The following is a 12,339-nucleotide window of genomic DNA, read 5'->3' as shown; positions in this document are numbered from 1 at the left end:
ATATACATATTTGGCTAGTGCCCTTTTTATTGTTTAAAAAACATATACTTAATTGATTACTTCAATCGCTCAAAAACTAAAAATTCTACTAAAACTAATAATAGCATCTTCATAACGCTACTCAAAAAGCTGCGAACAGACACGGCTGACTTAAAATTCAGGTTATAACAATTAAAAATGCTGCTACCAAACTACATTTAAAATAATAAGGAAAATCCTATGACAAACACAAAATATATTTTTGAACAAAAACGTATAAACAATATTGAGTGGTTGGACGGCGTAAACCTAGCGGGTATAACAGCACTCGCAAATGATGAAAAGGGGCGCGTACGAAAATCCCCGTTGTTTTATCTTAAAAGCTTGTCTATTAATAATTATGAAGATGATATTTATTTTGTGAATAACACGGAGCAGACGCTACATTTTGTAGCACCGTTTAGGCTGTATCGAAACATAGATGAAGCAAGGGCTAAGCTTGGTGATGTCAGTGCTGAAAACTTGGATAAAATAAAACTTTATAGTGACGATATGGATCGCTTATATACCGATGTATTGCCCAATCAAGGGGTGCGTATCGGGAGCTATCATATGATGTATGACAGTGATGAGCTGATGCAGTGGTTTATTGATGTGCCTTATAAAGGTGTTGAGTCACACTCTGGCATTTGGCACTTTAATGTGGTCGAAAAAGGCGGAATTGGACAGGCGTATCCACTGCTGTGGGATGACTTTAGCAAACCCTCACATATGGTCAGTTGTAATTTTCTAACTGAACGTACTGATATGCCGATTGAACCTTCAGTTTATGAAGAGCGCTGTTGGGTATTCGATAGATTAATCGAATCGCTGGGTATAGCGGGTGCGTTATTTGTACTGGCGATTAATGACGTTCTTTATCGTTATTGTATAGGCTGGAGTGCGCCTTACAATGAATCGGATATCCAAGCAAAGGATATCGCGCATAAACTCCAAGAATCAAACCCTGAAGATGTACAAGCAGTGAAAGCCATTGTCCAAGCCGTTTATGATTTTTGGTTTGATAAAGATTTTACGAAAAATGTATCAGTAGAAGCTGGTACTGAGATTTTTGCTTTGTACCAAGAATGGCTGGCTAACAATAAAAAATAACCATTAAAAAATGAGTAAAAAACAATAAAAAAAGGAGAGTGTAATGATGTTTCCTATTGAAAATAACGACACGTTTTTACTGTTTTTTCATGGTCTTGATTCAAGTTGTGAGACCAGTAAATATACCTGTATCACACGCGAGCCTAAATACTGCCAAACGGTTAATTATCGAGATAATTTTGAAGCAGTTTTCGAGATTTACGATGCGTTGATTAAAGAGAAAATAAAAGAGTATCCTAGAGTGGTATTGGCAGGGCATTCACTCGGCGGTTGGTTTGCCAATCACTTTGCCCATAAATATAACTTACGGGCGCTATTAATTGCCCCCTGCATTTACCCCAGTGAAGTTTTAGCGGATCGTATTCCACAAGTAGCTGATATGAAAACGTCTTTCCCAACATCAAACCCTGAGATGACACGAGTGATGGTCGAAGTGGATGATGAATGTTTGGATGTGGCAGTTGCCAGACGTACGTTAGTGAATTTACCGGCAAATTGGTAAGTGGAATACTTTGAGCGTGGTCATCACCGTATCGCTCGCAGTAGTGAGATTTGGAGTCATCTATTGAATTTGTGCGAAGATCCTCTGGTCTGGATAGATACTGCTATGTTTTATGGCGAAGATTAACAGTCATAGCATAATCTGATGTGCTATCATTATTAAAGGTTTTTATTAAGAATCTGTATTAGAGATCGTTATTAGCAACGATTGTTAAGAGCTATCGTGGGTTTAATGGTTGGTTGTGCTGTCATTCTGAATTAGTCATCAATGACAGCACAACCAATCTTGCAACTTCCAGCACGATATAAAACAACCCTGGTAAAGCGCATGAGCCTTTTCTCCGACAAAGTCATCCATGCCTTATTTGATTTGCCGAATTTGGCTTATTCTCATACTTTTATTGTCGGAGTTATAGGAGTCTCACTTGTTTACTCTCCCTGCTGCTCATTCAAAATATACTCGTTGTTATAGACCGCGGCACTCGCTTGCGCAATCTATTATTACTCAAATCGATAAGCGTGAGCAGCGTCCGCAAGATATCATCAAAGCGATGGGTTACCCATTAAAACACACCATTCCTGCCTGTGATCGTCTGCGTCATGTATTGTCTAGCGCAACATTGGGTCTTGATAGCAGTTATATTGATGCGTACTTTACGCCTGATAGCTTCTTAGAAAAATTGTTTGTAGTACTCGAGATGAATGCTGAGGCGTTTGAAGAAAATATCGCTCAAATCAAATACGGTTTGGCGCGTGTTTCTCAACCGCTGCCTAGCTATAGCCTGCAAGCCGATGTGGATTTTACCTTTAATGGCAGCTCAAATTGGCTGTCTCGTTGGGGTGCTTCACTGTCTACTCGTGTACATTTACCAAGTGGATTCGCCAAACTGAGTGAAGCAGAGCGTGAAGCACTGATTAAGAAGAGTATCCGTGAGCATTATCGGAAGTATGAGGGCAATGTACCTTATGATGGCATTTTAAAAGGCTATCAATTAACTATCATGCAAAATGACGAGATGGTGGATAGAGTGATGTATAAATTACCAAGTACTACTAAAGCTTGATACAAGCTTTATAAAATAAGTAAGCTAAGATGAAAGTGTCATGTGGGTATTATAAATAAGATGATAGTTCAATTGAATGAAAAGTCATTAAAACATCGTTTAAAAAAAACCGCCAAATGCTATTGAGTATTTGGCGGTTTTTTGCGTTATTAATACTGGTTAAAATGCGCCGCTAAGCCCGACAAATATACTGGTTGATTTGTCATCATCGCCTTGTGAATGGGTGACGCCAGCATTGGCATTGAGCAGACCAAAGCTTTTAGATACACCTAGTGTCATACCAAAATTATCATCATCAGTTTCTACCATCGGCGTATCAAAACTGATATTTGATATGGTATTGAGGCGAGCAGAAGCGGTTTCACGGTTGTCGCTTAACTGTTTTTGATAATGAATATCGCCGAATACATTAAGCGTGTCGACTAGATTATGATTGGCTTTGACGCCAAGCTTACCATAAGTGGTGGTATATTTCTGCTCGTCGAACTGCATGGCGATGCCAGACATTTCTTGCTCTTTTAGCGCATCCAATCTCACACGGCTAGCCGTTGCACCGATATATGGCGTGATAGCAAGGCTGCTGAGCTGTATCGGATATCCTGCCTGTATATTGGCATAATAACGCTTACCATCGGCATTTGATTTAAATTCCTGTCTATTGCCGCCAAGCGTGACTGCGCGTGTGACATCGACATCCATATTACCAAAGCCAACAGAGCCATTAAGTTGTATACCGCCAAGATTGTCTAGCGTATTGCTATGATAAATACCGAAGCCAACTTCTTCTAGTTCAATATTACTTAAGCCGGTACGCACCCCTGAGTTCTCAAACTCCTTTTGGGTGATGTTGCCATATAAGCCTGTGACGGCGTTTGCCGAATTCGGATGAGCAAAATCTACGCCCAATAATACTTGCGTATTGCTATCACCTTCAAACCCGGCAATATCTTGATTTTCAAATTCACCGGTTGCCCACAAGTTACGGGCAAGTTTCTGCTCACTACTTTGGATTTGATTGATATGAGATTGTAAGCGCTCGTTGGTGGCTAGTCCTGCTGTCGTCGCGATATGCGGTAACACGCCAATTAAGCTAGGTGCGGTTACAACGGCATTGGCATAATCTGCAATCATTTGGTGCGCGCGACCTGAGGGATGGATACCATCAGCAAAAAAGTAGTTCTCATTAGCGCCTGGCGTGACTAAGTTGTTCGATCCACATAGCAGTGAGCTTGCTGTCGTACAAGCTGCTTGAGTAACATTCGTAAAACCATAAGCATTTGGATTAGCAGCGACTTGTTGTAATAAGCTAAAAGTATCAAGCGGTATGATATTTGCGCCGGTAGCGACAGCACCACTATACATAGATTGGTTATATAGATTTGCTAACATCGTACCAGACGATTGAAATCCTGCTCCTGCAGCGATAGCAGTAGGTGTCAGCCCGATATCAGGAATATTTGGTACTAAAATATAATTTGCGCCATTATCTTTTAGCGCTTTAATAGCAGCAATTTGGCTGCCAGCTGCTGATGAAACCGTACTAATAGCAGTAGCAGGGTTGGTAGCTGCTGCAAGTAAGTCATTTGCGCCTCCCCACACTACGTACATGCCGTTTGGATCAACTTTTTTATTAGTAAGATAACCATTAACTTGAGTATTGACAGAAGCAACAGGAATATTGGTTCCAAAGTCAGTATTAACGATATCTACGCCAGCTCTAGCACCACCAATAGCATAGTTATTGCCGATTTGCGCCCCACCAACAGTATTGGCAACAGAACTAGTACCTAGCTGCTCAGCAAATGAGGTCGCCCAAGTATTATCAGGATTGGTGGTAAATTGACCTGATTCGTTGAGACCCAGCCCTAAAGGAGGTGTGCCTTGGGTAATAGGGCTAAAGTAGCCGCCATCGGTCAAGCTGTCACCAAAAAATGTCACGCTACTATAAAGCTCAGCATGCGCTATACCTGCTATAGAAAGTGAAATAGCAAGCATACTTTTAGTTAATGTTTTAAGGGCAGTAGGGTTAACCATAGCGCGAGAGGTATTACGAGGCATATCGACTTCCTTGTCGTGAATGTAGCGGTTTATTAAGGAAGTGTAACTGCTTTTGAAAAAGCTGGCAATCTAATTCAGTGCAATCCTCAATATAAGTTGAATAAGCTGAGAGATAACAAACGCTGAAGTAAATTGCTGTAAGTGAGTATTTATACATAAGAAAATAAAATATTTAGCGAAATTGTTTGTATTTTTTGAGGTTAGATATTGAGTTAAAAAAGACGTATCTGGATAATTAGCTGTTTGGAGATAAAATAATAGAGGTATTTTTGCTAAATGAACAAGAACAAAAAAGGAGAATGAGGTAGCATTAGGCAGGTCATGCAGACTTAAATTCAAATAAAAAAAGGACTTATAATATGAAAGGGATTACGCGTTTTTCGAATAGTTTGATGGAGAAATATCTACCAGATCCATTTTTATTCGTGATTATCCTAACTGTAGTGATTTTTGCACTCGGCTTAGGGTTAACTGACTCGTCACCGGTACAGATGGTGGCGTTTTGGGGAGAAGGATTTTGGGCATTACTTGCATTCTCTATGCAAATGGTGTTGGTGTTGGTCACAGGTTTTGTACTAGCAAGTAGTCCAATATTTAAAAAAGGACTGGGTAAGCTGGCAAGTTTGGCAAAATCACCAGGCAGTGCGATTATTTTGGTCACCTTGGTATCACTTGCAGCAAGCTGGATAAACTGGGGATTTGGCTTGGTGATTGGGGCACTATTCGCTAAAGAGCTGGCAAAGCGTGTTGAACATGTCGATTACCGTTTGCTGATTGCCAGTGCTTATTCTGGCTTTATCATTTGGCATGCTGGATTTTCAGGCTCTATTCCACTATCCATTGCCACAGAAGGACATCCATTCGCCGATAAAATTGGCATTATTCCAACCAGTGAGACGATTTTTGCCAGTTATAACTTAATTATTGTTGTAGCCTTAATTATCATCGTGCCTCTATTAAACCGTTTGATGATGCCAAAAAAAGAAGATACGGTTACCGTCGATCCAAAGCTTCTAATTGATCCAGTTATTGAGCCGCTACGAGCAAAATCGGAGATGACACCAGCAGAGCGCTTGGAAAATAGCTGGATGATATCTATGCTTATTGGCGCATTAGGTATTGCCTTTATCTTTTATTATTTTGTCCAAAATGGCTTTGCCTTGACCCTGGATTTGGTCAACTTTATGTTTTTGTTCCTTGGAATTATCTTTCATGGCACGCCTCGCAAGTATTTGATTGCTGTTCAAGAAGCGGTTAAAGGCGCCGGTGCTATTATTGTCCAGTTTCCTTTTTATGCAGGAATTATGGGCATGATGACTGCGTCCGGTTTGGCAGGCGTGATGTCAGATGCATTCGTCAATATATCGTCAGCTGAAACATTACCGCTTTTTGCTTTTTTAAGTGCAGGACTCGTCAATTTCTTTGTTCCTTCAGGTGGTGGACAATGGGCAGTTCAAGCGCCAATTATGTTAGAAGCCGCGGAGATGCTGGGCAGTGATCCAGCGAAAGTTGCTATGGCAGTTGCATGGGGTGATGCGTGGACAAATATGATCCAGCCGTTTTGGGCATTACCAGCCTTGGCAATCGCTGGGCTAAAAGCCAAAGATATCATGGGTTTTTGTGTGATTGTATTGGTGGTTAGTGGCGTTGTAATTGGTTTAGGCTTACTGTTTTTGTAATTAAAATCTAGCCTTAGCGGTATAACCTAGCGTTTAGACCTTGCCTGTTTAATGGGTAAGGTCTTTTTTTTATGCAAATAATTCAAGTGCTATATCTATCGCTGTCTATCTAAAATTGTCCAGATAAGCGACAATAGCCGCATAAATTCTAAGCACCCCTTAAAAGGTCTGTTTGCGCTCAGAAAACACTTATTATTTTTAATAGCAGATAGTTATTAAAGCTAACACATATAAAAGGCCGTCCCGAATGACCAATGATAACCCGTATAATTTTTTGCCGTTGCAGCCTACTGGTAGGAACGAGACTGATACTGCCAATACTTATGCGCCTGAAGATATGATTAAAATATATGAGCAGCAGTTTTTAATCCCAGTGCCAGAAAAGCAGCTGACCGAATTTTTACCTGCGCTAAAAAGCTTCTATGATATTGATAATCATACGCTAGATGTCAGTGCCATTATCTTTGAAGCAATTGCAGACGCCAGTATTATTTATAATCACAAAATTAAAGTAGGGCGCTACCAACTACTACAGGGCTTGGTAAAAGAAGAGCTTGAACCAGAAGAAAGTGATAAAAATGATGAAAGTACTGATGGTATTGATGCCGAAGCAGCAAACGCCTATACCATCGATTGTAAGCGTACCTTTTTTATCAATGAGGTTGAGATACCTTATTATTTTAATTTATTTATTCATGGCGATAGCTATTCAACATTAACCAAACAAGATACCTTGCTAGAACAGATGTATTGGTTTGCGAGTGATGGCGCCGAAGATGAGCAGGGTTTAAAGGCGATTAATACGCAGTTAGCCAGCTTAGGGATTCGTGCAATGGATCTACCGACTGTTTATCAGATGGTAGATTATGTAGAAGAAAACATCATAGATGACGCTATGATAGAGACGCTTAATAAATTACTAGATGATGCTGAGTAATAAGCAAGAGGCGAGATTAGGGAACATCCTACATCCAATCACAGCCAAAAGATAATCATCTTTAACAGCTGTTGATACTACAGCCGGTTATGAAAGAAGGCTTGTACAAGCTCAGTTGTAAAAGATCAGTTATAAAAAAACATTGATATAAGGCATATTACTATGCAAGAAAGACACAACCCTATGGAACCAACCCAAAACGCTGTAGAACAAAAACCTGTATTCATGCCGAGAGTCAACAGTGACAATCTGGTAAAAACAGATATGGTTAGGTTTGAGCGCCATGTGGGATTTGCGAGTCGACAAAAGAAAAAATCTATCCATGATATGCATCAAGTCATTCGCAAAAAATATGGTTTTAGTCACGTCTTAGAGCTATCAAGTAAATCTGGTAATAAGTTAAGTTTTCCGCTCAGTCCATTAAGCTTGCAGCTTACTAATGAACAAGATGGGCAGCATTATAGTGTCGAAAATGCTTTCCAAAGCAGTATGGTTTTTGAGGATGGAGGCCCCTATACCGACTTGCTAACAGCGCCGCCAAGACAGGCTAAAAAGGATGAGCGCTTAATAACCTCGGGTGAACTTATTGGCTATGATTATTTTGGTATGGAGTGGAGCGTCGAGCCTTTAACGACGTTTTATGATTGGCTGTATGTCAACGCGCTAAAGCAAAACTCTCAGCTGCATGAAGAGGTGATGCAATATCAAGCTTTTACTGATATGGAGTTTAATCCTAAAAAGTCTATCCACTCTGCAGCTTATGCGCTTGCGATGTTTGTGGCGCTTAATAAACGAGATCTGCTCGATAATGTTGAAGACCCAGCGGTATTTTTTGACTTATATCATGAATTTAAAGTGAGCAACACTGAGCATCTTTTGGAGCCGGGTTGGATCTAGTCGCTCAACTCATATTATTCTCTTAATAAAAAAGCCAGCTACATAAGGTATCTGGCTTATCAGAATATAAGCTAAGACGAGGATAAGTGATATAACTAAATATAGCACTCACCTAGTAAGCTTATAGTTTAAGCCTTATGTTTTTTCTCGTAGGCTTTAAACGCATCTTTGCTTTTAGGATCAGGGCAGTTTATAACCTCAATACCTTGCTGACCAAAGTCTTTTTTCAAGCTTTCATACAGCGGCGCTGTACCCCATCCGTAGGCATTACCCAGTTCGTCGTCTGCTGCAAACACCACACGTGATATTTTAACTTGTAGCATGGCTGCCATGCACATGCCACAAGGCTTGCCACTTGCATACATGGTAATATCAGCATCACGTGGAAGATTTAGGGTTTCGCCAGACTGACGAATGGCTTGCATTTCTGCATGGGCGGTAGGATCTTGATGTATATAAGCCTCATTGACGGCTTCGGTAATCACTTCTTGACCTTTTGTTAAAACTGCGCCAAAAGGTTCACCACCTTTTTCTACGTTTGCAATCGCAAGCTCAATAGATCTTTTTATCATTTTTTTATCAAAATCGGTTAACTGGTTGTCCATTATTTATTCCTTTATTAATCAGTATTATTTTTATCTCAAACTTTAACTAAAGCAATCAATAAAGTCGCTACGATATAAGCGTACTAAATACGCTGCAGACAGCGCTTTTTTAGGGTGATTGAGATTCATGGCTTATATTGCCGCAACAGAGTATCGCCATCTCTATGAGGGTTGTCAAGGCAACTGAGCAATGCTTTTAAATTCGTAGGCATCAAGACTTGAGATGTTTTAATCCGGCAGCCTGAAGGTAAAAATAAGATCGGTATTGGCGTCTTAGCTAGAAGCTTGTCTTAAGCCAAAGTTAATAACATCATAAAAGGTTATATAATTGTCTTAGCGTATGTCATCAATTAACATCACTGCTTTAGTAAGAAATATGCTTAATCTGTAGTTAGGCGGCTGAATGCAAATATCAAAAAATTATATAGCCTGAGCAAAGCAGCATAAAAAGTAATAAACAGGAGTAGGTATGAAAAGCGTAATCTTCATAGGCTATGGATCTATGGCGAGAAAAGTACATGAGATGCTACCTAAAAATATTGTACTCTCGGCAGTATTGGTAAGCCACAGAAGCGCAGAGCGTATAAAAGCTGAAATAGGCGAGTCGATAAAGGTGATTACTTCGGTAGACGACTTGGTAAAAATCCCTGATTTAGCAATTGAGATGTCGGGCCAGAATGGGCTAAAAGAACATGCTATTAAAATAGTGCAAAAGAACATCCCACTTGGCATTATCTCTGTCGGTGCCTTCACTGATGAGAGGTTTGCTGTATTGCTCGCTGATACGGCAGAAGCACATGGTGTAAAAATCCATATTTTAGCAGGGGCAATTGCTGGGATTGATGGTATCAACGCTGCGAGTTTAGCAGGACTCAGTGAGGTGATTTATCAAGGTCGAAAGCATCCATCGAGCTGGCAAGGCAGTCATGCTGACCAGCTTATTGACTACGATAATTTAATAGAGCCTACTGTATTTTTTACCGGAACCGCTAGAGAAGCTGCGGCTTTATTCCCTGATAATTCAAACGTTGCCGCTACTATTGCGCTGGCAGGCGTTGGTCTTGATAATACGACCGTAGAGTTAATCGCTGACCCAACGCTTGAGCACAACATTCATCATATAATAGCTGCAGGAGTATTCGGTAAGCTTGAGATTAGTATGACGGGATTACCATTGGCCGAAAACCCTAAAACTTCGAGCTTAGCGGCCTTTAGTGCTTTACGTTTATGCTGTCAGATTGATGAGGTTATACAAATATAAGGCATAATTAAAATTACTATAGAAAAAGCCACGCTTGTATAATAACCTTTTATACGATTGTAGGTATATTTCTAGGTTTTTGCCTATCGCCTTAAATAGGTACTGAACTTCCTATATAATGTCAGTCATCTCGTTGTTGATGATTCATTCAATTTAGGCTTTTTTCTTAGTAAGAAAGGCTTTTTATTAGGTAAAAAGGGTGCTTTATGTTTAACACTTCCTCGACTCGTTTAAATAAATACATCAGTGAAAGTGGTATTTGCTCTCGACGCGACGCTGACCGCTTTATTGAACAAGGCAATGTGTACCTCAATGGCAAGCGTGCTGCGGTGGGTGCACAAGTGGTTGCCGGAGATACGGTGAAAGTTAACGGTCAGCTTATTGAGCCGAGAGAAGCCGACGATTTTGTTTTTATTGTGTTGAATAAGCCAGTCGGTATTGTTAGTACCACGGAAAGCTCCGAGAAAGATAATATTGTTGATTTTGTTAGACATAGTGTACGTATTTTCCCGATTGGGCGTTTGGATAAAGATTCCCAAGGTTTAATCTTTTTGACCAGTAACGGTGATCTGGTTAATAAGGTATTACGCGCTGGTAATAACCATGAGAAAGATTATGTGGTGACAGTGAATAAGCCGATAACGGACAGTTTTATTGAGGGTTTAGCCGGTGGCGTGCCTATGTTAGGGAAGATGACGAAGAAATGTCCTGTTACTAAGGTGTCGCCTAACGTCTTTAACATCACGCTAGTACAGGGTTTAAACCGTCAAATTCGCCGTATGTGTGAGCACTTTGGCTATGAAGTTGTAAAGCTTGAGCGTACGCGGATTATGAATGTGAACCTTAAGGGTATACCTGTTGGAGATTGGCGAGATCTAACGGAAAAAGAGTTGTCTGTTTTACTTAAATCGATAGAAGATTCTTCTTCGGAAGACAAGGCTCCAGCTAAAAAATCTCGTCATACGCCTCGAAAAAAATCTCATACTGATGATTCTTCAAAAGCAAAAGCGTCTTCAAAATCAGCGGGCGCAGTAAAGGGCAATGCTAAACACTCCAAAGATGGCGCTAAAAAACCAGCAGGTTCTAAAGTTAAGGATTGGCGTCCTTTTAGTGATGGCAAGAAATCCGGCGGCAAGGGCAAACCTGCTACCAATGGCAAGCGCCCTGCAAAAGGTCGCGGTTCTTCGCGGTAATCAAAACCATAGATTGATTGGTAGTGGTTAACTAATTAGGACACCTGATAAGTGAACCACCCCGACTTTATCGGAAGTGGATTTAGTGGAGTCAGGCAGCAATGCCTGACAGGATTAAACTATCATAATACCGTTTTTTAAACTCTAAAGGTGACACATAACCAATCGTGCTATGTAGTCGTTTTTTGTTAAACCAGTCTACCCATTCAAGGGTTGCCAGTTCAACATCGTTAACGCCAGTCCAGCTCTCTTTCAAATAATAAATCACCTCAGACTTGTAAAGCCCATTGACCGTTTCAGCCAGTGCATTGTCATAAGAATTACCCATAGTGCCAACAGACGCAATCACACCGCAGTCAGCCATCTTATCTGTGTAGCGAATGGATAAATACTGAACCTCTCGATCACTGCGATGAATGACATCTTTGGGGTTGTCGCTTAAATCTTTAGCGCGATAGTAAGTTGATGGGGCAATCGGTAGTACTCGACAGATGGCTAGGGTCCCATAACTATCTCTATGGTCATCAATAAAATCGACTATGGCCCGTCTCCGCCTGGGCGAAAAAAGCAGCAGCCTTGCGTATGATTTCGTTGGCTTGCTTGAGCTCTTTATTCTCACGTTCAAGCTCTTTGATACGTTGCTCTTGACTTTGAGCTTGAACATTTGCAGGAATGGTTTGATCGATGTGCTTTTTATGCCACGAGCGTAGAGTTTCAGGTATGCAACCAATCTTAGGGGCAATGGCTTGAATCGCTGACCAGGTGGAAGGATAGTCGCCTGCCGCTTCAATCAGCATGCGAACGGCGCGTTCTTTAATTTTGGGAGTGTAGTTTCGTGTTTTCATTGTCGCATTCTCTCAGAATGTTGAGTCTCCGACAATCTCGGGGCGGTTCACCTTTATATTACTTCAAAATTAAAGTAGTTGATATTTGCTACAGTTAATTCTGATGAAACACATTAGAAGTAACAATGCCTGATAGACCCATTAAATGAAGCGTGCATAATAAAAAGC

11 protein-coding genes and 1 pseudogene are annotated in these 12,339 nt (G+C 40.6%); 9 read left to right on the top strand and 3 right to left on the bottom strand.

Annotated elements, in window-relative coordinates; translation table 11 throughout:
- The first annotated feature begins 219 nt into the window (after positions 1–219).
- The 4 genes from ACMHKH_RS13840 (at position 220) to ACMHKH_RS13825 (ending at position 2,696) form a co-directional block, all read left to right on the top strand.
- Positions 220–1,131 carry a hypothetical protein gene (locus ACMHKH_RS13840; RefSeq protein ID WP_413521214.1) on the top strand — a complete coding sequence of 304 codons (912 nt, stop codon included), beginning with the start codon at positions 220–222 and terminating at the stop codon, positions 1,129–1,131.
- A gap of 43 nt (positions 1,132–1,174) precedes the next feature.
- The gene (locus tag ACMHKH_RS13835) at positions 1,175–1,633 is read left to right on the top strand and encodes an alpha/beta hydrolase (protein WP_413521213.1); all 459 of its coding nucleotides are present in this window, start codon (positions 1,175–1,177) and stop codon (positions 1,631–1,633) included.
- Entirely contained in the window at positions 1,634–1,759 is a 126-nt protein-coding gene (locus ACMHKH_RS13830) for a hypothetical protein (RefSeq protein WP_413521212.1), read from the top strand.
- Between the two features lie 298 nt (positions 1,760–2,057).
- Positions 2,058–2,696, top strand: coding sequence for a hypothetical protein (locus tag ACMHKH_RS13825; RefSeq protein WP_413521211.1), 639 nt, complete (start codon positions 2,058–2,060; stop codon positions 2,694–2,696).
- Between the two features lie 159 nt (positions 2,697–2,855).
- Here ACMHKH_RS13825 and ACMHKH_RS13820 read toward each other — a convergent pair whose 3' ends face one another.
- Positions 2,856–4,754, bottom strand: a complete 1,899-nt coding sequence (locus ACMHKH_RS13820; RefSeq protein WP_413521210.1) for an autotransporter domain-containing protein — start codon at positions 4,752–4,754, stop codon at positions 2,856–2,858.
- Between the two features lie 359 nt (positions 4,755–5,113).
- On the opposite strand from ACMHKH_RS13820, the gene ACMHKH_RS13815 reads away from it, so the two are divergent.
- The 3 genes from ACMHKH_RS13815 (at position 5,114) to ACMHKH_RS13805 (ending at position 8,267) form a co-directional block, all read left to right on the top strand.
- The gene (locus ACMHKH_RS13815; RefSeq protein ID WP_413521209.1) at positions 5,114–6,433 is read left to right on the top strand and encodes a short-chain fatty acid transporter; all 1,320 of its coding nucleotides are present in this window, start codon (positions 5,114–5,116) and stop codon (positions 6,431–6,433) included.
- Positions 6,434–6,680: 247 nt separating this feature from the next.
- Positions 6,681–7,370 (top strand): hypothetical protein, encoded by a 690-nt coding sequence (locus ACMHKH_RS13810; protein ID WP_413521208.1) that lies wholly within the window; start codon positions 6,681–6,683, stop codon positions 7,368–7,370.
- 183 nt (positions 7,371–7,553) lie between these two features.
- Positions 7,554–8,267 carry a DUF6977 family protein gene (locus ACMHKH_RS13805; protein ID WP_413521215.1) on the top strand — a complete coding sequence of 238 codons (714 nt, stop codon included), beginning with the start codon at positions 7,554–7,556 and terminating at the stop codon, positions 8,265–8,267.
- 128 nt (positions 8,268–8,395) lie between these two features.
- Here ACMHKH_RS13805 and ACMHKH_RS13800 read toward each other — a convergent pair whose 3' ends face one another.
- Positions 8,396–8,872 (bottom strand): nucleoside deaminase, encoded by a 477-nt coding sequence (locus tag ACMHKH_RS13800; RefSeq protein WP_413521207.1) that lies wholly within the window; start codon positions 8,870–8,872, stop codon positions 8,396–8,398.
- 469 nt (positions 8,873–9,341) lie between these two features.
- Between ACMHKH_RS13800 and ACMHKH_RS13795 the strand changes: the two genes are divergently transcribed.
- A complete protein-coding gene (locus ACMHKH_RS13795; RefSeq protein ID WP_413521206.1) occupies positions 9,342–10,133 on the top strand; it encodes an aspartate dehydrogenase in 792 nt (263 codons plus the stop codon).
- 206 nt (positions 10,134–10,339) lie between these two features.
- Positions 10,340–11,326 (top strand): 23S rRNA pseudouridine(2604) synthase RluF, encoded by a 987-nt coding sequence (gene rluF, locus ACMHKH_RS13790; RefSeq protein WP_413521205.1) that lies wholly within the window; start codon positions 10,340–10,342, stop codon positions 11,324–11,326.
- A 91-nt stretch (positions 11,327–11,417) separates the two neighbouring features.
- Here rluF and ACMHKH_RS13785 read toward each other — a convergent pair.
- Positions 11,418–12,171: pseudogene (locus ACMHKH_RS13785) on the bottom strand (integrase core domain-containing protein).
- Positions 12,172–12,339: the final 168 nt, after the last annotated feature.

The organism is Psychrobacter glacincola (assembly GCF_965118485.1).
Classification (GTDB): Bacteria; Pseudomonadota; Gammaproteobacteria; order Pseudomonadales; family Moraxellaceae; genus Psychrobacter; species Psychrobacter glacincola_D.
Note: the sequence above shows the minus strand (reverse complement) of the source record. Positions and strands in the feature narration are given on the sequence as shown.

What these genes read in the sequence shown, in the direction of transcription:
- ACMHKH_RS13835 (WP_413521213.1), top strand. Translation starts at nt 1,175, where the DNA reads ATGATGTTTCCTATTGAAAATAACGACACGTTTTTACTGTTTTTTCAT.
- ACMHKH_RS13800 (WP_413521207.1), bottom strand. Translation starts at nt 8,872, where the DNA reads ATGGACAACCAGTTAACCGATTTTGATAAAAAAATGATAAAAAGATCT.
- ACMHKH_RS13820 (WP_413521210.1), bottom strand. Translation starts at nt 4,754, where the DNA reads ATGCCTCGTAATACCTCTCGCGCTATGGTTAACCCTACTGCCCTTAAA.
- ACMHKH_RS13840 (WP_413521214.1), top strand. Translation starts at nt 220, where the DNA reads ATGACAAACACAAAATATATTTTTGAACAAAAACGTATAAACAATATT.
- ACMHKH_RS13795 (WP_413521206.1), top strand. Translation starts at nt 9,342, where the DNA reads ATGAAAAGCGTAATCTTCATAGGCTATGGATCTATGGCGAGAAAAGTA.
- ACMHKH_RS13805 (WP_413521215.1), top strand. Translation starts at nt 7,554, where the DNA reads ATGGAACCAACCCAAAACGCTGTAGAACAAAAACCTGTATTCATGCCG.
- ACMHKH_RS13810 (WP_413521208.1), top strand. Translation starts at nt 6,681, where the DNA reads ATGACCAATGATAACCCGTATAATTTTTTGCCGTTGCAGCCTACTGGT.
- rluF (WP_413521205.1), top strand. Translation starts at nt 10,340, where the DNA reads ATGTTTAACACTTCCTCGACTCGTTTAAATAAATACATCAGTGAAAGT.
- ACMHKH_RS13815 (WP_413521209.1), top strand. Translation starts at nt 5,114, where the DNA reads ATGAAAGGGATTACGCGTTTTTCGAATAGTTTGATGGAGAAATATCTA.